Here is a 19,521-nt window from a genome sequence, read left to right as displayed (position 1 = left end):
GATCCATGGGGTGGCGGGCCGGCAGGCGTCGTGCCGCACATGCGCGCCTACCGTGAGGAACTCTTCGGACCCGCAGCCGGGACGAACGCCCGCACCACGGCCTCGATGGGCGCCAGCACTTCCGCTTCGGGATCCACCGTGATCCGGTGGATGTTCAGGCCCTCGCACACTGACATGACGGCTGTCGCTGCCACTGCGGGGTCGGGTGCTCCAAGGTGCGCCATTGCCGCTTCAACGACTGTCTGGAACTGCGCCCGGCCAGCCAGCAGCGGACGCCGCACATCGTCGTCGTGCGTGCCCTCGAGGAACAGTACGTACCGTGCAATGGTGCGGGTCCGGAATGCGCCGGTGATCATCTCGACGCCGCCGGCCAGTTGGGCGACAAACGCGTCAACATCGGCGGGCAGACTCGCCGGCCCTTCGACTGCGCCACGATCCTGCTCCGCAATCCACTCGACGGCGCCGGTCAGGAGGGCCGAGCGCGTGCGGAAGTAGTTCGACGTCGAGCCTTTCGGCACTCCGGCCGCCTGGTCCACACGGGCGTGCGTAAGGGCCCTCAGGCCCCGCGTTCCGAGCAGCTCTACGGCGGCGTCGAGCACTCTCCTGCGGGTAGACATAGGTTCCACTATAGAAGCAGTGACAAAACTACTACGGACGTAGTGCTTTCGGTGTATGGAAGAGGCAGAAAGCATCGTCGCCGGAATCGCCATGCCGCACCTTGCCGGCGTGACCCACCGGTGGATAGATGTGCGTGGGGTACGGATGCACATCGCGGAGGCCGGCAACGGATCCTGCCCGGTGAGGGGCACTTCCTCGCCGACCACCGGCTTGAGCTCGTGGCCGACGGGGCCCTGAGGCTCTTCGCACAGTAGCCGGACCCCGGTCTGTGAAACCATCCACGGCGGCGGGGCCCGGGCGGCAGTGGCGGCAGGACGACGTCGTGCTTGACTCCCAACCTCATGAAGGCGCTCAGACCCCGTAGTGGCTCCTGCGGGCATCGGCGTAGCGTTCCCTGACGCCGGAGCCCCAGTCGCCGTCGGGCTCGTAGGCAGCTTCAATGCTTCGCTTCCAGTCGGGAAGCTCCCCAGTAGCTGCCCAGGCGGCCTGCTTGGCAGCGCCAAGCGCCACGTACTCCCTGGTGGCCGGTATTTCCACCGGCAGGCCGAATATGCTGGCGGCGGCCTGGCGCAGGGCCTGGGATTTGGAGCCTCCGCCGATGAGGAGAACCTTGTCCGGTATCCCGCCGGACTGCTTCAGGACGTCGATGGCGTCCGCCAGGGAGTTGAGTACTCCCAGGACGGAGGCGCGGGCGAGGTTCTGTGGGGTCATGTTGCTTCTGGTGAGTCCGGTGAGGGATCCGGTGGCATGCGGCAGGTTGGGGCTGCGCTCACCGTCCAGGTAAGGCAGGAACGCGAGCCCGCCGGCGTCGCTGCTGGCAGCCAGTGCCAGTGAGTCCAGCGTTGCCAGGTCGACGTCGAGCATGGCGGCGGTAGCGGCCATGACGCGGGCGGAATTGAGCATGGCCAGCAGGGGCAAATGGTTGCCGGTGGCGTCCGCGAAACCTGCCACGGCGCCGGTATGGTCCGGCACAGCCGACGGCGTGGTGGTGAAGACCGTGCCGGAGGTTCCGATGGAGACGACGATTTCGCCGGGGCGCAGGCCAAGTCCCAGCGCGGCTGCGGCATTGTCCCCGGCCCCGGCCGCCAGCAGGGCGCCGTCGATGCCCCATCCTTCCCGCACGGTTCCTGCCGGTTCATGGGAGGCAACGACGCGCGGAAGTTGAGGAGCGCGTCCGAAGAAGCGTTCCAGCAGGTCGGGGCGGTAGCTGTTCGTTATCGGGGAAAAGTAGCCCGTGCCGGAGGCGTCGCTTCGGTCCGTGGTGAATTCGCCGGCCATGGCCCCGTTGAGCCAGTCATGGGGCAGGACCACCTGCTCGACGCGGCTGGCGGCGTCCGGCTGGTTCCGTGCCAGCCACGCCAGTTTGGAGATGGTGAATGAAGCGACAGGAACCAGATTGACGGCGTCTACCCACCCGTCGGGCCCGAGTTCATCCCGGAGCCGCGCGGCGTCTTCGGCGCTGCGAGTATCGTTCCACAGCAGTGCCTCGTGCACGGGTTCCCGGGAACTGTCCAACGCCACCATCCCGTGCTGCTGGGCGCCGATGCTGGCAGCGGCGACAGAACCGCCCAGGCGGTCCGCACCGGCAGCATGCCAAGCTTTCCGCAGGGCGGCTGTCCAGACCTGCGGGTCCACCGACGTCCGGTCCGGGTGGGCTGCCGCCCCCGAAGAAATGACATCCCCGCTTTCGGCGTCCACGGCCAGGACTTTGCAGGATTGCGTGGAGGAATCCACACCGATGACAACGCTCATTGACTATTCTCCTGATCGATCTGGTCATACAGGGCTTTGGCCAGCGGCTCATCAACGATCAGCGTGGTGACAAAGCCTGCCTTGGCCACGGCCCTCACGGCGTCTGTCCGTGCTGTTCCCTGGGCGATGGCAATCACCCGCGGGGTGCGCTGCAGCTGCTTCACGGTGACGGCTATGATCCGTTCGTCCAGCCCGGATTGCACCGGAATCCCTGCTGCGTTGAGGAGTCGGCCCGAGCATTCCGCGACAGCGCCGTCCTGCACAGCATCCTGGCGCACCTTGGGGTCGGCGCGTTCCCAGACTGTGGAGCTACCGGCCTTCCAGGCGCCGATCGCCACCACGGCCAGGTCCAGCGAGTCAGCCTTGGCCAGCGCTCCGGCGATCTCGGGCTGACGGCGCAGCCCAGATGCCGTCGTCGGATCTTCAACGACCAAGGGTGACCACAACGGCCAGGTGAGGCCTCCGCTCAATTGGCCCAGCCTCTGGATCAGTTCCAGGGGGTTGCTGTCTGCCTCTGCCGGAAGGGCGCCCGCGAGCTGGACAATATCGCAGCGGGGAAGCTCCTTGACAAGCCGGGAGGCCGCATCCAAGGTGCGGGACCAGGAGATGCCCAGGGTCCCGCCGACCGGCGCCTGGCGGGATATTTCCGCTGCGGCGGCCTTCGCCAGGATGCCGCGGGCCTGGATCTCCCCGCCTGTGGTGTCGGCAACGATCACCTGGCCTATGCTCAGCGACGACTCGAGCCGCCTCAGGTCCGCACCGGAGAGGTGGGAGGGAAAATGTACCTTGATTTCCACGATGCCGCTCTCCACGGCTTCGGTGAGAAGCCGGGCGACCTGGAAGCGGGAGAGGTCATGACTGGCCGCAATTTCGACCTTGGGGCGGTTTTCCAGATAGTACTCGCGGCCGATCCGCGCGAGCAATTCCTTATGGGACCGTTCGGTCATCCGGGCGCCTCCTTCGAACATTTGAGTAATAGCCTCTTGCTCAAATGAGTATATATGACTAGAGTCACATGACAGATGAGCGATTTGCGTCTGCTCAAATGTGCAGAAAGGCTTTGGTGAGGAACCAGGTCTAAGCAGTTGGGCCCGAACGCCCATCCAATCCTGTGGCCGGCGGCATGCCGCGCCGCATGGATTGGTTCCCCGATTTCATAAGAACAAAGGAGTCCTTAATGCGTCTTGAATTGCGTGCCGCTTCGGTGGCGGCCGGTGCCCTGTGTATCGCACTGTCAGCTTCAGCGTGTTCCGGTGCCGGTGGTGGTACTGCCGCCGGCGAGCAGAACAGCATCAACGTCCTGATGGTCAACAACCCGCAGATGGAAGACCTGCAGCGGCTGACGGCGGATAACTTCACGAAGGAAACCGGCGTGAAGGTCAACTACACGGTGCTCCCCGAGAATGATGTTCGGGCAAAGATCAGCCAGGAGTTCTCCAGCCAGGCTGGTCAGTACGATGTTGCCTCGCTGTCCAACTACGAGATTCCGTTCTATTCCGCCAACGGCTGGCTGGCGCCGCTGGACAACGTGGCCAAGGATGCCGAGTTCAACCAGGACGACATCCTCCCCGCCTACACGGCATCCCTCACCGGCAAGGATGGCAAGCTCTACGGCGAACCGTTCTACGGCGAATCCTCCTTCCTGATGTACCGCAAAGACATCCTGGAGTCCAAGGGCCTGACCATGCCGGAGAAGCCGACCTGGGACGAGGTGGCAGACCTGGCGGCCAAGGCTGATGGTGCAGCACCGGGGATGAAGGGAATCTGCCTCCGCGGCCAGCCGGGCTGGGGCCAGGTCTTCGCACCGCTGACCACCGTGGTGAACACGTTCGGCGGCACCTGGTTCGACAAGGATTGGAACGCCCAGGTCAACTCTCCTGAATTCACCGCTGCCACCGAGTTCTACGTGGACCTGGTGAAGAAGCACGGTGAAGCAGGGGCCGCGCAGGCCGGGTTCACCGAGTGCCTGAACAACATGAGCCAGAGCAAAGTGGCCATGTGGTACGACGCCACCTCCGCTGCCGGCGCCCTGGAAGCAGAGGGGTCCCCAGTGAAAGGCAAGATCGGCTACGCCCAGGCGCCGGTGAAGAAGACCGACTCCTCGGGCTGGCTGTGGACCTGGTCCTGGGGCGTGCAGGCGGCCTCCAAGAAGCAGGATGCTGCCGGTAAGTTCATTGCCTGGGCAAGTTCGAAAAAGTATGAGGAACTCGTTGCCTCGAAGCTGGGCTGGGCCAAGGTCCCCTCCGGCAAGCGCATCTCCACGTACGAGAACGCCGAGTTCCAGAAAGCCGCGCCGTTCTTCAAGGCGGAACGCTCCGCCATCGAGAACGCCGATCCGAAGAACCCCGGCGTGCAGGAACGTCCCGTTGTCGGTATCCAGTTCGTTGGCATCCCGGAATTCGCGGATCTCGGGACCACCGTCTCCCAGGGCGTGAGCTCCGCCATCGCCGGTCAAGGCACAGTGGCCGAGGCGCTGGCCAAGGGCCAGGAAGCCGCCCAAAAAATCGGCGACAAATACAAAAAGTAATATCCCCACCACCCGGTGCTGCGGCCCGCTTACCCGCGGGCCGCAGCACCACAGGAGTCCATCATGACTAACGCAACGGCGCGCACCTCCCGCCCTGGGCACAGCGCACCTCAATCCTCCAAGACCGCCAGGTCCCGCGAACGGGCTCTGGCCTGGGCGCGGCGCGCACCGCTGCTGCCGGCCCTGATTTTCCTTATCATCGTCACCCAGCTTCCGTTCGTCGTGACCCTGATCATCTCGTTCCTGAACTGGAACAGCCTCCGCCCGGACCAGACCGGATTCGCCGGTTTAGACAACTACCTCGAGGTCCTTACCAACGCCGACCTGCGCCAGGCCATCGTCACCACCATCATCCTGACCGTCTCGGTGGTCCTGGCCAGCCTGGTCATTGGCCTGGGACTGGCGCTGCTGCTGGATAAGAAGTTCATCGGCCGCGGACTGGCACGGACCCTGCTGATCGCACCGTTCCTCGTGGTGCCGGTCGCCGCGGCGCTCATCTGGAAGCATGCCATCCTCAACCCGGTCTACGGCCTGATCAACGGCACCCTGACCTGGATCTGGTCCCTCTCCGGGAGCGGCACCCCGCCCCAGCCGGACCTCCTGTCACAGGCACCCCTGATGGCCGTCATCATTTCCCTGGTCTGGCAGTGGACCCCGTTCATGATGCTCATCCTGCTCGCCGGCCTGCAGTCCCGGCCCATGGACACCGTGGAAGCCGCCCAGATGGACGGCGCAACACCGTGGGCCATCTTCCGGCACCTCACGCTGCCGCACCTGCGCCAGTACCTGGAGCTCGGCGGACTGCTCGGAGCCATCTACATCGTGCAGAACTTCGACGCCGTCTTCACCCTCACCTCCGGCGGCCTGGGCACCGCCAACCTGCCCTACGCCATCTACCAGACGTTCTACTTCGCCAACGAATACGGCCTGGCCTCCGCCGCCGGCGTCGTGGTGGTCATCGGCACCATCATCGTGGCCACCTTCGCCCTCCGCACCGTCTTTTCGCTCTTCAAGAAGGAGGCAGCACGATGAGCACCCTCACTCCTGCCGCACCCCGCAACACGGTCCCCGGGCCCACGGCCCTGAAAACCGGATCACGCCGCCGCGGCAAGTCCCGGATGGATCCCACCCGCAACAACACCGCCGCCGGCCTCGCCGCCTGGCTGCTGGCACTGCTCTTCGCAACGCCGGTCCTGTGGATGATCCTGACGTCCTTCCACTCCGAAACCGACGCCGCCACCAACCCGCCTTCCATAGCCGCCAACCTCACCCTGGACGCCTACAAGGAGTTCTTCGGAGCCAGCTCCGGGGTCAGTCCCTGGCCTCCGCTGATCAACTCCGCCACAGCCTCCATCCTCTCCACGGTCCTGGTCCTGGTCCTGGCCATCCCGGCCGCCTACGCACTGTCCATCCGGCCGGTGAAGAAGTGGACCGACGTCATGTTCTTCTTCCTTTCGACGAAGATGATGCCCGTGGTCGCCGCCATCCTGCCGCTCTACCTCTTCGCCAAAAACGTCGGTGCTTTGGACAACATCTGGTTCCTGATCGTGATATACACCTCGATGAACCTGCCCATTGCCGTGTGGATGATGCGCTCTTTCCTCGCCGAGGTGCCCGTGGAAATGCTGGAAGCCGCCCAGATCGACGGCGCCGGCCTGCTCCTCACCCTCCGGAAGGTCGTCGCTCCCGTGGCGATGCCCGGCATCGCCGCCACCGCCCTGATCTGTTTCATCTTCAGCTGGAACGAACTCCTCCTGGCCCGGGTCCTCACCGGTGTCATGGCCGGAACCGCCCCCGTGTTCCTCACCGGCTTCGTCTCCAGCCAGGGCCTCTTCCTCGCCAAGGTCTGCGCGGCCGCAGTCGTGGTCTCTGTGCCGGTCCTGTTCGCCGGCTTCGCCGCCCAGGACAAGCTCGTCCAGGGCCTCTCCCTCGGCGCCGTGAAATAACGGCCTCGAGTAGCCGGCCATCCCCACTTTCGATTCTTAGAGGAGTACTTCCGATGACAACACCCACCGCCCGGTCCGGCACCCTGGCGCACCCCGAACTGCCGGCCACCATGCGCGCCTCCGTCCTGAAGCGCCAGGGCGAGATGGCCATGGAAACCCTGCCCGTCCCGCGGCTCGACGCCGACCAGGTCCTGGTCCAGGTGGCCGCAGTCGGCGTCTGCGGCAGCGACGTCCACTACTACGAGCACGGCCGGATCGGGGACTACGTGGTGGACCATCCGCTCATCCTCGGCCACGAACTCTCCGGACGGATCGCCGCCGTCGGACGCGACGTGGATACCGGACGCATCGGCCACCGCGTCGCCGTGGAACCGCAGCGCCCCTGCCGCACCTGCAAGCAGTGCAAAGCCGGCCGCTACAACCTGTGCCCGGACATAGAGTTCTACGCCACCCCGCCGATCGACGGCGCCTTCGCCGAATACGTCACCATCCAGAGCGACTTCGCCTACGACATCCCGGACAGTGTCAGCGACGAGGCGGCAGCACTCATCGAACCCCTCTCCGTGGGCCTCTGGGCCTGCGAACGAGCGGAAATCAAACCGGGCAGCCGGGTCCTGATCGCCGGCGCCGGCCCGATCGGCATCATCGCCGCCCAAGCCGCCCGCGCCTTCGGGGCCACCGAAATCTACATCACGGACATCGCCGAGGACCGGCTCGCCTTCGCCCTCGAGCACGGCGCCACGCACGCGCTCAACGCCATAACGGACAGCGTGGAAGGGCTCGACGTCGATGCGTTCATCGACGCATCCGGCGCCCCGCAGGCCGTCCGTTCCGGAATCAAAGCCGTCGGACCCGCCGGGAAAGTCATCCTCGTCGGGCTCGGCGCCGACGACGTCGAACTCCCCATCTCCTACATCCAGAACCGCGAAATCTGGCTCTCCGGCGTCTTCCGCTACACCAACACCTGGCCGCTGGCCATCCAGCTCATCGCCGACGGGAAAGTGGACCTGGACATCCTCGTCACCGGCAAATACACCCTCGCCGAGTCCGAAGAAGCACTCAAAGCAGGCAAGCAGGCCGGCCAGCTCAAAACCGTCGTCTACCCCGGCCGGTAAGGCACCCCGTTTCTTTCAGCCCGCTCCGAAAGGCTTAATTACATGCAACCGCTCACCAATGCCACCCTGCCAGGGCTCCCGGAAGCCCTGGGTAAACCGTCCTACGACCGCTCAGCCCTGACGGCGGGAATCGTCCATTTCGGCGTCGGCGGCTTTCACCGCGCCCACCAGGCTATGTATCTGGACCGGCTGATGGACTCCGGTCTCGCACGTGACTGGGCCATCTGCGGCGTCGGCGTCCTGCCCGGCGATGCGCGCATGAAGCAGGTTATGGACAACCAGGACTGCCTCTACACGCTCGTGGTGAAGAACCCCAACGGTACACGGGAAGGGCGGGTCATCGGGTCCATCATCGAATACCTCTTCGCCCCCGAGGACCCCGAGGCCGTCATCGAGAAAATGGCCTCCGGGGACATCCGGGTCGTTTCACTCACGGTCACCGAGGGCGGCTACAACTTCCACCACGTGACCGGGGAATTCGACGCCGAAAACCCGGACGTAATCCATGACCTCGAGCCGGGAGCAGCGCCACGGACAACTTTCGGCCTGGTGACAGAAGCCCTGTCGCGGCGCCGCGAACGTGGACTGGAACCGTTCACGATCATGTCCTGCGACAACATCCAAGGCAACGGCGATGTAGCACGCATGATGTTCACGTCCTACGCCAAGCTCAAGGACGCTGAGCTTGGGGCGTGGATCGGAGAGCACGTGCCCTTCCCCAACAGCATGGTGGACCGGATCACTCCCGTGACCACTGACGAGGACCGGCGGGCCATCGCCGCGGAATTCGGGGTGGATGACGGCTGGCCGGTAGTCTGCGAACCCTTCGAGCAGTGGGTCCTGGAAGACCACTTCAGCCTCGGACGCCCGCCCTTCGAAAACGTGGGCGTGCAGCTTGTGGACGACGTGGAGCCGTACGAACTCATGAAGCTGCGGCTGCTCAACGCCAGCCACCAGGGCATGTGCTATTTCGGCTACCTCGCCGGCTACCGTTACGCCCACGAGGTCGCCCAGGACCCGTTGTTTGCCCGGTTCCTGCTCGGCTACATGGACGAGGAGGCAACCCCCACACTGCAGTCGGTACCCGGGATAGACCTCGAGATCTACAAGCGCACGCTCATCGAGCGCTTCTCCAACGAACACGTCCGCGACACCCTGGCCCGGCTCTGCGCCGAGAGCTCCGACCGGATCCCCAAGTGGCTGCTGCCGGTGGTCCGCATCAACCTCGACAACGGCGGAGAGATCCGGCGTTCAGCGGCCATCGTTGCGAGCTGGGCCCGGTATGACGAAGGAACGGACGAGCAAGGCAATCCGATCGACGTGGTGGACCGGCTGAAAGACAGCCTCATGGCCGCTGCCGGACGCCAGCGTCAGGACCCGCTCGCTTTCATCTCCAACCGTGAGGTCTTCGGCGACCTCATCGACGACGAAAGGTTTGTTGTCGCGTACTCGGACGCCCTGGCCAGCCTGCACCGCCAAGGTGCCACGGAAACCCTTCTGACGCTGGAGGCCTGACGCCCGCAACCCCGGCACGGGAATGGCCCCGGCAGCAGCGGGAAGCTGCAGCCGGGGCCATTGCGGGAGGTGCTGCCTTAGGCGCGTGCCTTGGCGTGGCCCTTGGTAAGGATCACGGCCAGGGCAACCATGCCGACGCCGAGCAGCAGGTGCAGGACGTTGTCGAAGCCGTTCAGCGGGACGAAGTTGCCGGCCGAATCCTGGGGGACCACCAGGCCGTAGACGAACAGGACCAAGTAGATGATGCCGCCGTAGAGGAGGAAGGCGCGGGCGCCGGCTCCAGATCTGGCCAGGGCGATGCCCGCTGCGCCGAAGATCAGGTGGACGATGTTGTGCAGGGCCGAGACCTGGAAGAGGCCCAGCAGCATTGCCTCGGAGTGGTGGCCTGCGAAGTGCAGTTCATCAAAGTTGGCCGTGATGCCCGGAACGAAGCCCAGGATGCCGACCAGCAGGAATACTGCACCGACAACCATCGATGCCTTCTGGACGTTGGTGCGGGCTGCCGTTCGGGTGCCGGTGTGCGTTGCCATGGTGATCTCCTGATTGCGATATGTGTTTATGGATCGGCGGGCTTTTGTTCTTCCTGCCGACCTATGGGGTTATGTCAGCTATTCGGGCGTAACCGCATGTCGGATGGGTTATTCAGAGAATATTCTGGAGTGCACTCCCAGGTCATTGTGGTGGTCCTGCTGCTCCTGGCCACTGCCGTGCTGATGGAAAGCGCGCTGAGCGTGCTGGAGGTCAGGGACTTTCCGTTGAACTGATGACCACCGCCGGCGTGATCGCAGCTATTCACACCGCCAGCGGTGAGATCGCGCGCCAGCGGATCGCGGTGGGCTTCACATTCGTGACCGTGGCGTCCGACCTGACGCACCTGGAAATCGCAGCGGCAAACCACCTTTCCACGGCGCGGGGGAGTAGCCGGGGTTTCGGGTTTGCCGGTGGTCGAGCCTGCCGGGCTCAGCCGCCGACGGTATCGACAGGTTCGACCACAGGGGTTGACCCGCCGTGGATTTCGTACCGGGCCTTGCCGCCTTGCTTGGCCCGGTACATGGCCGAATCTGCCTGCCGCAGCAGCTCTGTCACGTCCGCCGTTTCGGCGGTGCGCTGCGCTACGCCCATGCTCAGCGACACCCGCAGCGACCGGTCGCCGATCACGAACGGCTCGCTGAGCGCCTCATAAATCCGTTCGGCAACGGGCCCCGTTGCCGGAGTGCCGTCGTCGTTATCCAAAACGACGACGGCGAACTCGTCGCCGCCCAGCCGGGCCACCAGGTCGTGGCTGCGGACGCTGGCCCGCAGCCGCTCGGCCAGCTGGGCCAGCAGCGCGTCGCCGCCTTCATGGCCGAGGGAATCGTTGACGTCCTTGAAATCGTCGATGTCGATGAACAGCAGGCCCTCGTGCCGGGTCCGGCGGTCGCTGTCCGGTTCGAAGGATGCCAGCAGTCGCTCGGCCAGGGCTGCACGGTTGGCGAGCCCGGTGAGGTCATCGTGTGTGGCCCGGTACGTCAATGCCTTGTGGCTGTCCTGGAGCGCGGCGGCCATGCCGTTGAAGGCCACCGCAACCTCGCCGAGTTCGTCCCGCCGGGCAACTTCCAGGCGATGGCTGTAGTCACCGGATTGCAGCTTCAGGACGCCCCGGCGGAGGCTGTTGACGGGCCGCATCAGGTCCTTGACCATCCGACGGCGGAAGTACAGGGTGGCGCCGATGGCCACAACGAACAGCCCGAACCGGCCAATCACCAGGAGGCCCTCGAGCTCGCGCGTGTCCACGAGCCCCCTGTTCAGCGCCTGGAGCGAGGACTGCTGGACGGCGGCCAGCTGCGTCCGCACCTTCGAGCTTGCGGCGGCGAAGGCACGCGCATCAGCCACGTTGTTTCCCGTGAGCGTCAGTACCTGGTCACCCCAGAGCCCGCCGTTCTCCAAGCCGGCCTGCCAGTCCTGCTGTGCCGCGGACAGGGCCTCGGGCCGGCCTTCGTCCGCGACCGGGACGGCGGCGGCCGCACGGAAGAGTGCCTCAATGTCCTGCTGTTCCAGGACAAACGCCTCCCTGTTCACGGGCGCCGCCGCGAGCAGCTGGTATCCAAGCTGCTCATGCGTCTCAAGGGCGGCGGCCAGCTCAGAGACGCTGCCGTACTCGGCCTGGAGCCGCCCGGTCGCAGCTTCCATCTCGTTCACCACAAACCGGACTCCCACGACTGTGACTGCCGCGCCGATGAACAGGGCCAGGAGCATCAGCGTGAACGCCCCGGACCATTCACGCTGCAGGCTAAAGGAGCGCGGCGTTGTGGTGGCTCTTTTCATGGGCGTCCTCGGACCGGGGTGATGTTATGCCTAAATTACACGGCAATGCCTACAACCGGGGGTTCGACAGGCTCGAGCGAGCGCCAGTGATGGAGCGTGTCGAGATCCAGAAGCCCGGCGGTGGTTTCGCTGGGCTCGTCCAGTGCGAGCCTGTCCGCTGCCAGGCTTTATTAAGCTATCAAAGCTTTATTTGAAATCAATAAAGCTTTGATAAGTTTTGTAAAATCGTGCACATGGACCCCGTGAATAACCCCTACACCCCGAATGCAGGCGCTACCCCGGAAATTGTCATCGGGCGTGATGAGTTCCTGAATGACTTCCACGTGCTCTTGCGCAGACTCGACTAGGAATAGCAAGTTGATTTGGCCCCGGGTTAGTCGCTTGTTTTGGCCCCCGGGGAGGGGTTTCCTGCTTTGCCGCCGGCGGGGCCGGGCTTATCCGTTCTGTGCTTGGCGGGTGGTTTTGAGGCGGTAGGAATCGGTTCGGTGTTGATGATGTGGCCGCGGAAGCCTGTCCACGATGGCCGCCGCGAGGCGGGGGCCGGTGAAGGTCTGGCCCCACTCGCTGAAGTTGGCGTTGAAGGCGCATGCGATGGATGCCCTCTCTTCCCGGGCCGTGATGATCTGGAAGAGCAGCTCCGCTCCGTGGGTATCGAGCTTGACGTATCCCACCGCGGATTTACGGTGCCTCACTTTGATCGTTTTATGCTTCGGACTGTGCCGGACTTGGACGTTCCCCCGGTCCAGAAGCGGCGTGCGAGACCGAAGGAATAAGCTCCGTTTTCGACACGCTCGGTTTCGGCAGGCTCAACCACAGAGTCGGGCCAGCGCCCAGTCCCAGCGGATCAGCTCCTGCTCCAGCCTGACCGCCGTCCCGAAGGAGTCGCTGCGGAGTCCTTCATAAAGCGCCGACTCCTCAGCCGTCAACCGGCTCAACACAGCCTTCGACGGCGACGGCTCGCTGCCCCAGGCATCGCGGTGGGCCAGCAGCGTGGCCTCATCCATCAGCACGCTCAGCACATCCGGATGCACCGCACGGAGCTGGTCCAGGATCCGGAACCCGTGGGTGTCCAGATCGCCCCAATACAGGACCTCACAGTGGCGCAGCCATGTGGCGTCCCGTAACGACGTGAACCCATAACCGCCGCCGTAAATCGCCAGCGTGCCCGGGCGCTCGGGGAGGGCCAGGAAATTGACCAGGTTCTCCGTGATCAGGACTCTGGTGACGGGCAGGCTCAGGGTGCTGAAGGCCTCTGCGGTCAGGGTCAGATCGCGGGCCTGGCCAAGCAGGGGCAATCCAGGATCCAGCATGCGGAACCTGACCAGTTCCGGCGGATGCAGGAAGCCGTGCCCTGCGGCAAAGCGCGCTGCCGGCGTCCGGGCCGGCGTTAGCCCCAGCAGCGAACCAGGCTCAGCGGGAAAGTCCGGAAGAGAGTCCTCGTCTGGCTCAATCTCGGCGCGTACGGAATCAGCCCGCAGCACCATGGCCAGCTCGCTGATCACCGCCCTGTGGTTCTCGATGAACTTGGTGTGCACACCGGAAAGGCTCAGCTGCCGCACATAGATGCCGGGCTCGGGATTGTTCTCCAGCCACAGGGCCACCCGGGCGGCTGTCAGCGCGTCAGCCCCGAGTTCCAGCAGCTTGAGCGGCCGCTTCAGCGCCCACCCGCGGAACAAGGAGTGGAGCGAGGCCAGACTCCCGGCAAGCTCCACGAACCGGGCTGCATCCTGCGCCTTACCCACAAAGCCGATCTCGGCCTGGGCGTTTGCAAAGACCGCCGCCGCCGGAAGGTGGTTGGCCCCGACCGTGGTGCGACCCACCTCTGCGGTTTCCAGGCTGAACGGACCCACTGCGCCGAACAACTCAGCCGCCCACGCACTCGCCGTAGGGTAGTCACTCCGGAGCGTCGCCGCCGTCGGACGTTTCAATGGACGACGGCGGGGGTACAGTCCGCCCGGTTCCAGCACCTCGCGGAGCAGCGCACCGCTGCCCCAGGCCTTCAGCGACTGCGCCCGCAGGTCAGCCAGTGTGGTCCAGCCCTGCGCCCGACCCGCCTGTGCCCGGCCAGGAGGGGAACCCGAAATCCTGTCACCCAGCACGCCGGGCCCGCTCGTCCCGGTACTCCTGGATGGTCATGTTCCGCAACTGCGAATCGTCGCCGTTGGTGTTGGCCACGAACCCCACATGGGACACAAAGGGTTCGATCACATGGATCTTCTGCAGGGGAGTGACGATCAGCAGCTGCAGCTTCATCCGCTGGAACAGCTCCAGCCCGTACCGGGCCGACTCGTCGGAGCCGCGGCCGAACGCCTCATCGATCACCACGAACCGGAAGCTGCGCCCGCTGCCGGCGTTCTTGCCGGCACCCTTGCCGGACGCCAGCCCGAACTGGAATGCCAGGGCGGCCGCCAGGATGGTGTAGGCGAGCTTCTCCTTCTGGCCGCCGGACTTGCCGCCCGAATCGGTGAAGTGTTCAAATTCCTCGCCGGTTTCGGTCCATTTTTCCGAGGCGGAAAACGTGAACCAGTTCCGGACATCCGTGACCTTGGCGGTCCAGCGCTCGTCGAGGGTGGTGTATCCGTCCCGGCCCCGGAACCGCTCGATCAGGCGCGCCACCTGAAGGTACTTCTGCTCGGAGTACTGGTCATCGTCGCCGATGGTGCCCTCCGAACAGGCCCGCAGGTCCATCCCGAACTGCCGCACGTCCAGGTCGGTGCTGTTCTGGTGCTCCAGCTGGATGTGCCGGCCGGTGTTGTACTCAATCCCGGCCAAGGACAGGTTGATTTCGCCGATCCGGTTCACGATGTCCTGCCGGCGGCTGTCCAGGAACGCGTTGAACGCCACCACCTCATGGATGGTGTTCTGGTTCAGGGACTCCTTGAAATGCGCCTCGAAGCGCGGCAGATCGTTGCTGACCAGCTGCTCCAGCAGCTTGCCGAAGTCGCCGGCGGACTCGAGGGCGGCGTCGATCTCCGTGGTCTCGTTCGGGTACTTGTTCCGGAACTCGGCCATCAGCCGGACAGTCTTCTCGGCGGCCCGGGCAATCTGCTTGGACAGCGCGTCGATGGTGTCGGTCAGCCCGGACCGGACGGCGCTTTCCAATGTGCCCGTGTTCTTGTAGGTGAGCGGTTTGCCGGCGAGTTCCGCGGCGGCGAGCCGCGCGACGGCGGCCAGCACGCCGCCGTCGTCCGTCAACGGGGTCTCGCTCAGGACACTGCGGCAGTCCGCGATCGCCTCGACGATGTCCTTGGCCGCGCCCTCGTTGGAGCCGATCCGGCGCTGGATGTCATCGGCCCGCACCTGCAGTCGTTCCAGTTTTCCGGTGAGCTCGGTTTCCTTCGCGGTCAGCTGCTGCAGCACATCGCTGGTGGACTCCAGCTGGGCCTTCTCCGCCTTAAGCTCCTCGATGCGGCGTGCGGTGAGCTGCCAGCTGAGCTCGGCGAAGTCGGACACCGCTCCGATGATGCCCAGCTGCTGGTTCTGCCGGCCGATGGCGCCCAGCGAATCGTTGACCCGGGAGAGCTGGCCGGCCACCACGCTGAGCTGGCCCTGGACCTCGTCCTGTTCGGCACGGAAACGGCTGATCTTGTCCAGGTTGTCCCAGCCCAGGACGTAGTTCCGGCGGTCCGCCAGGTCCTGCCGGTCATCCTTCTCGTGCCGGCCGCGGCCGCCCTTGAGCTGGCCGTTGGCGGTGAGGGCCTTGGAGCGGCGGCGGAAGTCCTCCAGCGTGTCGCAGCAGAAATAGTCGAAGCGGCCGCTGAGCTCGTCCAGCAGGAAATTGCGGAACGGCGTCCCCTGCTTGACGGCGATCTTCGCCGCCAGCGTGCCCGCCTCGGCCCGCTTCGGCGCGTACGATTCGCCGATCTTCAGGTACACCAGCCGGCCGCGCAGGTTGTTGCCGTCCACCCAGCCGCTCACCGCCGCGTAGTGCTCCGACGGCACCAGCAGGGACAGCGCAAAGCCGCGCAGGGTGCGTTCGGCGGCGCCTTCCCAGGCCGCTTCGCCGTCGCGGACGCGCAGCAGTTCACCGGCGTACGGCAGCTCAGATTCCTGGATGCCGGTCCCGTCGCACAGCCGACGGCGGAGCTCCACTTGCGGACGCGGCAGCAGGTTGGGGCGCGCCTGCAGGCTGGTCAGCTCCGCGGCGATGTCAGTGGCGCGTCCGGTGAGCGCCGTGCGCGTCATGGTCAGTTCGGTGCGGCTGTCCTGCACTTCGTTGGCTGCGGCGGCGAGTTCCTTTTCGACGTCGGCCAGCCGGGCCCGGTTGGCGTCGAACTGGACGCGGTCGGCCGGGGCCTGAAGACCGAGGTCCGCGGCAGCTTCGGCGTACTTTTCGAAGCGCACCCGCTGGGACCGGGACTCTTCGCCCAGCCGTGCGGCCTCGGCCTCGATGGCGGCCAGCCGCCCGCCGCCGTTGCTGCGGATGTCTTCCTTGACGGCGGCCAGGTCGAGGCGGAGCTGGGTGATTTCGGTGGCCAGCTTGCCGCTGTCCTCCTGCAGCCGCGCACCGGTGTTCTGCAGTTCCGTCTGGTGCTCGAGGCTCAGCTGCAGCTTCCGGTCCGTGAACCACGGGTGCAGCTGGTCCCGCTGCTGGCGGGCGAATTCATCGTCCCGGCTCAGGGCGGTGTGCTGGGCGGCGCCCTCGGTGATGGGCGTGAGCAGGGCGATCTGGTCCTTGGCGCGCAGGACGGCGTCGTGGGCTTTCTTGAGATCGTCGAAGTGGTGGATGAGGTTGCCGATCCGGGCCTCCACGTCGTCTTCCTCGAGCATGTTGGTGCGCACGAAGTTGGTGATGTTCTCCACCTGCTTCATGGACACCGTGCGGTGGAACAGCTCCATGGCCTGGTTTCCGCTGATGCCGAACTGCCGCTTGAACGCCGCCGCATAAGGCTCGAACGTTTCATGGATGGACGCACCCGCGGCCCGGAGCTGCTTCTTTAGCTTCGCGGGGTCCTGGCCGAAGTTGGCGAAGTCCCCGGCGATGGACTGCTCGCCTTCCACCAGCGAGTAGAAGCGGTTGGGCTGGCCGGCCTCCTGGGTGGCCCAGAGGGTGATGGCCAGGGTGATTGATTTGCCCAGGACGGCGTTGTGGAACACGCCCAGGACCACTGTGAGCTTGCCGGTGCCGCGCAGAGCTACAGGCTTGGAGTATTCACCGCCGGCACTGCGGGTGCTCTTATGGAAGCCGCGCACATACGACATCAGCGTGCGTTCCTTCTTCTGTGCGCCCGCCGCCTTGTTGTACTCGATCCTATTGGCCGGCAGCAGCAAGGTGGTGATGGCATCCACCACTGTCGACTTCCCGGAGCCGATGTCGCCGGTCAGCAGGCTGTTCGAGCCGTCAAGCCGGAACGTCCGCACCTCATGATGGAAGGTGCCCCAATTGAGCAGCTCCAGACGGTGCAGCCGGAAGCCCGGGGGAGTGCCGGCGTCGTCCGCTTTTTCATCCAGGCTGAACAGCATCTCCTGCTGGTCAGCGCCGCCCTTAACGGCGGTGGCCGTCTCGGTGCTCATGTGCGGTCCTCTTCCTTGCTGCCGGTGCCGGTTCCGGTGAGCGAAGCGCGGTAATCGGCCAGCCGCGCGTCGAATTCCTCCAGCCACTGGGCATCCACGTAGGCCTTCAGGATCCGGGCGACCTCGTACGTGCCCGCCTGGCCGCGCAGTTTCCGCAGGAAGCCCAGCTCCACCACCTTCTTGATGTTCGTGCCGAGCTGGTCCAGGATCCGAGCCTCGTTGCTGGATTCGGGCAGGAAGACGGCCACCATGTCCGCGATGTCCTGCTCGGTCATGATCAGGCGCAGTTCGCTGCTGTTCGTGTCGAATTCGAGCATCCGGCCGCGGAGCAGCGCCAGGAGGAGGCTGACGTTGAAGGTGAGCGGGCGCCGGGGGATCAGCCGCGGCAGTGTGCCGTCCGGGTCCTCGCGGGATTTCAGGAACGCGTAGCCCTCCGACTCGTCCAGGATCAGGTCAAGGCCAAGGACGGCCACGTAGTCGCGGACGTGGGAGGACAGTCCCAGCAGCGACTGCCAGATCTTCTCGTCGGACTCGGCGTACACCACGCCTTTGAACAGCCTGGTGACGACGCCGGGAAGTTCCTCGGGCCTGTGTGTTTTAGGTGCGTCTGTGGTGGTCATGCTGGCCTCACGAAGATGATCTGTTCGACGGTGGCTTCCCGGATGCTGCCGTCCGGGAGCTGCCAGGACAACTGCTGTGACTCGACCGGGTTGATGGAGGCCCAGTCCGATTCGGTGGCGAGCTGATAATAGGCAACGATTTCGGCCAGTCCCTGCGAGAGGGGATGCGCCGCCGCCACCTCGCCAAGGGTGGCCTGCTCAGCGCCGGCAAGGACATCGTCGATATTGGACTTCAGGCGTTCCGTGTCCACATGGAACTGGCTGAAGAGGGCGCCGGCGTCCACTTCCGTATCGTTTGCCGCCACCACGACGTCGTCCACCATGATCCGCCGGCTCGGCTCATACAGCGGCCGTTCGAAGGGGAGCGCGACGTCCACGGACTGCGCCGCGATCTCCAAAAAGACGCCCGACGGCGGCACCTCCCGGGTGCCCAGTGCGCCGGATTCGATGCTCCTGACGAGCTGCATGATGCGCTTGTTCTCCAGGAACACCTTGTCGTCCAGGAGCCGGCGCATCTGCTGTGAGAGCTGGCGGACTGTGGCCTGGGTCTGCTCGACGGCGGGCAGCCAGTCCTGGTGCAGGTTGGTCACGGCGTGCAGGTTGTCCAGTTTGGCGAGGGCGTCGATCTGGGTGGCCCGCTGCAGCAGGTCCCGCAGTTCGGTGCGGAGCTGCGGGGACATCAAGTAGTCCCAGAAGCCCTGGAAGGTGCGGCCCTGGAGGGAGCCGCTGATGTCCTGCTGGTTGGCGAAGATGGAGGCCAGCAGCTCGCCCTGGGTGCCGTCCCACGTGGCGATCTGTTCGCGGACCTGCCGGTCCAGCTTGCGGAAATTCTGCTCCACCTCCCGGAAATCGGAGAGCAGGTCCTTGGCCAGGGTGGTCAGCTGCTGGAAGTGGTCCAGGGCTTCCGGAGCCGTCATCACGCGGATGTTGCCGTCGCGGATGCGCTGCATCTCGGCGTCGATCCCGTCCCGCTGGCGCTGGAGCTCGGCGAGCCTTACTTCCGGATCAGTTTCGGACTGCTGGACCAGGGCCTTCAGCACGGCGAAAATGCTGGTCAGCCGGGATTGGGTGGCCACGAAGTCCCGCCCGCTCAGGCTCTCCACCCAGCGGACCACGTCCTCGGCAGCGGCGGTAAGATCGTAGCGCGGCTCGTCCTGGCCCGGCACGTAGTATTTCCGCAGCCACGCGCGTTCCGGGGCCGCCCACTCGTCCAGGTACTCCCCGGCCGGCCGGGGGAACCTGTCCTCGCCGAAGACTTCGCGGAGACCGAACAGGACATCGTCGAGGTGGTCGATGAGTTCCTGACGGCCGATGTCCCGTTGGTTGGGCCCGGTGAAGGCCTTGATGAAGAAACTGACGGCCAGCGGGGCGTTCTGGGCGCGGAGCAGGGACCACCCTGCGTGGTTTTCACGCAGTGCGTTGATGGCGTAGAAGTCCATGGCGTCCTCAGGCAGGGTGCTGATATTCCAAAGCTACACGGGCAGAGCATCGGCGATCGAGCTGTAGAGATCGGGTTTCGATGCTCCTATGGTTGTCAAGCGGCTTGTTGAAGGGTTTGGTGGCGTTGTTGGATCTTGATGAGGATGGGATGAATTTCGCGGCAGACGTAG

Annotated in this window: 15 protein-coding genes; 5 read left to right on the top strand and 10 right to left on the bottom strand. The window is 65.2% G+C overall.

The window, feature by feature from the left end:
- Positions 1 to 47: 47 nt before the first annotated feature.
- The 3 genes from NG696_RS00770 to NG696_RS00760 form a co-directional block, all read right to left on the bottom strand.
- The gene (locus tag NG696_RS00770; protein WP_252573544.1) at positions 48 to 617 is read right to left on the bottom strand and encodes a TetR/AcrR family transcriptional regulator; all 570 of its coding nucleotides are present in this window, start codon (positions 615 to 617) and stop codon (positions 48 to 50) included.
- Positions 618 to 969: 352 nt separating this feature from the next.
- A complete protein-coding gene (gene xylB, locus NG696_RS00765) occupies positions 970 to 2,370 on the bottom strand; it encodes a xylulokinase (RefSeq protein ID WP_252566680.1) in 1,401 nt (466 codons plus the stop codon).
- The gene (locus NG696_RS00760; protein WP_252566677.1) at positions 2,367 to 3,317 is read right to left on the bottom strand and encodes a sugar-binding transcriptional regulator; all 951 of its coding nucleotides are present in this window, start codon (positions 3,315 to 3,317) and stop codon (positions 2,367 to 2,369) included. The genes xylB and NG696_RS00760 overlap by 4 nt, the downstream gene beginning before the upstream one ends.
- Before the next feature lie 230 nt (positions 3,318 to 3,547).
- Here NG696_RS00760 and NG696_RS00755 point away from each other — a divergent pair, with 230 nt between their 5' ends.
- From NG696_RS00755 to NG696_RS00735, 5 genes are all read left to right on the top strand, one after another.
- The gene (locus tag NG696_RS00755) at positions 3,548 to 4,897 is read left to right on the top strand and encodes an ABC transporter substrate-binding protein (RefSeq protein WP_252573543.1); all 1,350 of its coding nucleotides are present in this window, start codon (positions 3,548 to 3,550) and stop codon (positions 4,895 to 4,897) included.
- A 63-nt stretch (positions 4,898 to 4,960) separates the two neighbouring features.
- Positions 4,961 to 5,929 carry a carbohydrate ABC transporter permease gene (locus NG696_RS00750; RefSeq protein ID WP_252566671.1) on the top strand — a complete coding sequence of 323 codons (969 nt, stop codon included), beginning with the start codon at positions 4,961 to 4,963 and terminating at the stop codon, positions 5,927 to 5,929.
- Complete coding sequence (locus NG696_RS00745) at positions 5,926 to 6,843, top strand: carbohydrate ABC transporter permease (protein ID WP_252566668.1); 918 nt, start codon at positions 5,926 to 5,928, stop codon at positions 6,841 to 6,843. The genes NG696_RS00750 and NG696_RS00745 overlap by 4 nt, the downstream gene beginning before the upstream one ends.
- Positions 6,844 to 6,896: 53 nt before the next feature.
- A complete protein-coding gene (locus NG696_RS00740) occupies positions 6,897 to 7,958 on the top strand; it encodes an NAD(P)-dependent alcohol dehydrogenase (RefSeq protein WP_252566665.1) in 1,062 nt (353 codons plus the stop codon).
- A gap of 42 nt (positions 7,959 to 8,000) precedes the next feature.
- The gene (locus NG696_RS00735) at positions 8,001 to 9,473 is read left to right on the top strand and encodes a mannitol dehydrogenase family protein (protein ID WP_252566662.1); all 1,473 of its coding nucleotides are present in this window, start codon (positions 8,001 to 8,003) and stop codon (positions 9,471 to 9,473) included.
- 77 nt (positions 9,474 to 9,550) lie between these two features.
- Here NG696_RS00735 and NG696_RS00730 read toward each other — a convergent pair whose 3' ends face one another.
- The 7 genes from NG696_RS00730 to NG696_RS00700 all read right to left on the bottom strand — a co-directional run bounded on the left by NG696_RS00730 (position 9,551) and on the right by NG696_RS00700 (position 19,350).
- Positions 9,551 to 10,003, bottom strand: a complete 453-nt coding sequence (locus tag NG696_RS00730) for a DUF4383 domain-containing protein (RefSeq protein ID WP_252566659.1) — start codon at positions 10,001 to 10,003, stop codon at positions 9,551 to 9,553.
- A 430-nt stretch (positions 10,004 to 10,433) separates the two neighbouring features.
- Positions 10,434 to 11,777 carry a diguanylate cyclase domain-containing protein gene (locus NG696_RS00725; RefSeq protein WP_252573542.1) on the bottom strand — a complete coding sequence of 448 codons (1,344 nt, stop codon included), beginning with the start codon at positions 11,775 to 11,777 and terminating at the stop codon, positions 10,434 to 10,436.
- 434 nt (positions 11,778 to 12,211) lie between these two features.
- Complete coding sequence (locus NG696_RS20710; RefSeq protein ID WP_374208672.1) at positions 12,212 to 12,469, bottom strand: ATP-binding protein; 258 nt, start codon at positions 12,467 to 12,469, stop codon at positions 12,212 to 12,214.
- A 114-nt stretch (positions 12,470 to 12,583) separates the two neighbouring features.
- Positions 12,584 to 13,876 carry a Wadjet anti-phage system protein JetD domain-containing protein gene (locus NG696_RS00715; RefSeq protein WP_252566654.1) on the bottom strand — a complete coding sequence of 431 codons (1,293 nt, stop codon included), beginning with the start codon at positions 13,874 to 13,876 and terminating at the stop codon, positions 12,584 to 12,586.
- Complete coding sequence (locus NG696_RS00710) at positions 13,866 to 17,291, bottom strand: ATP-binding protein (protein ID WP_252566653.1); 3,426 nt, start codon at positions 17,289 to 17,291, stop codon at positions 13,866 to 13,868. Before NG696_RS00710 ends, NG696_RS00715 begins: the two co-directional genes overlap by 11 nt.
- Positions 17,288 to 17,911, bottom strand: coding sequence for a DUF4194 domain-containing protein (locus NG696_RS00705; protein ID WP_252566651.1), 624 nt, complete (start codon positions 17,909 to 17,911; stop codon positions 17,288 to 17,290). Before NG696_RS00705 ends, NG696_RS00710 begins: the two co-directional genes overlap by 4 nt.
- A complete protein-coding gene (locus NG696_RS00700; RefSeq protein ID WP_252566649.1) occupies positions 17,908 to 19,350 on the bottom strand; it encodes a DUF3375 domain-containing protein in 1,443 nt (480 codons plus the stop codon). Before NG696_RS00700 ends, NG696_RS00705 begins: the two co-directional genes overlap by 4 nt.
- Between the last annotated feature and the right edge of the window lie 171 nt (positions 19,351 to 19,521).

This window comes from Pseudarthrobacter cellobiosi, assembly GCF_023913755.1.
Taxonomy (GTDB): Bacteria; Actinomycetota; Actinomycetes; order Actinomycetales; family Micrococcaceae; genus Arthrobacter; species Arthrobacter cellobiosi.
Note: the sequence above shows the minus strand (reverse complement) of the source record. Positions and strands in the feature narration are given on the sequence as shown.

What these genes read in the sequence shown, in the direction of transcription:
- NG696_RS00770 (WP_252573544.1), bottom strand. Translation starts at nt 617, where the DNA reads ATGTCTACCCGCAGGAGAGTGCTCGACGCCGCCGTAGAGCTGCTCGGA.
- xylB (WP_252566680.1), bottom strand. Translation starts at nt 2,370, where the DNA reads ATGAGCGTTGTCATCGGTGTGGATTCCTCCACGCAATCCTGCAAAGTC.
- NG696_RS00760 (WP_252566677.1), bottom strand. Translation starts at nt 3,317, where the DNA reads ATGACCGAACGGTCCCATAAGGAATTGCTCGCGCGGATCGGCCGCGAG.
- NG696_RS00755 (WP_252573543.1), top strand. Translation starts at nt 3,548, where the DNA reads ATGCGTCTTGAATTGCGTGCCGCTTCGGTGGCGGCCGGTGCCCTGTGT.
- NG696_RS00750 (WP_252566671.1), top strand. Translation starts at nt 4,961, where the DNA reads ATGACTAACGCAACGGCGCGCACCTCCCGCCCTGGGCACAGCGCACCT.
- NG696_RS00745 (WP_252566668.1), top strand. Translation starts at nt 5,926, where the DNA reads ATGAGCACCCTCACTCCTGCCGCACCCCGCAACACGGTCCCCGGGCCC.
- NG696_RS00740 (WP_252566665.1), top strand. Translation starts at nt 6,897, where the DNA reads ATGACAACACCCACCGCCCGGTCCGGCACCCTGGCGCACCCCGAACTG.
- NG696_RS00735 (WP_252566662.1), top strand. Translation starts at nt 8,001, where the DNA reads ATGCAACCGCTCACCAATGCCACCCTGCCAGGGCTCCCGGAAGCCCTG.
- NG696_RS00730 (WP_252566659.1), bottom strand. Translation starts at nt 10,003, where the DNA reads ATGGCAACGCACACCGGCACCCGAACGGCAGCCCGCACCAACGTCCAG.
- NG696_RS00725 (WP_252573542.1), bottom strand. Translation starts at nt 11,777, where the DNA reads ATGAAAAGAGCCACCACAACGCCGCGCTCCTTTAGCCTGCAGCGTGAA.
- NG696_RS00710 (WP_252566653.1), bottom strand. Translation starts at nt 17,291, where the DNA reads ATGAGCACCGAGACGGCCACCGCCGTTAAGGGCGGCGCTGACCAGCAG.
- NG696_RS00705 (WP_252566651.1), bottom strand. Translation starts at nt 17,911, where the DNA reads ATGACCACCACAGACGCACCTAAAACACACAGGCCCGAGGAACTTCCC.
- NG696_RS00700 (WP_252566649.1), bottom strand. Translation starts at nt 19,350, where the DNA reads ATGGACTTCTACGCCATCAACGCACTGCGTGAAAACCACGCAGGGTGG.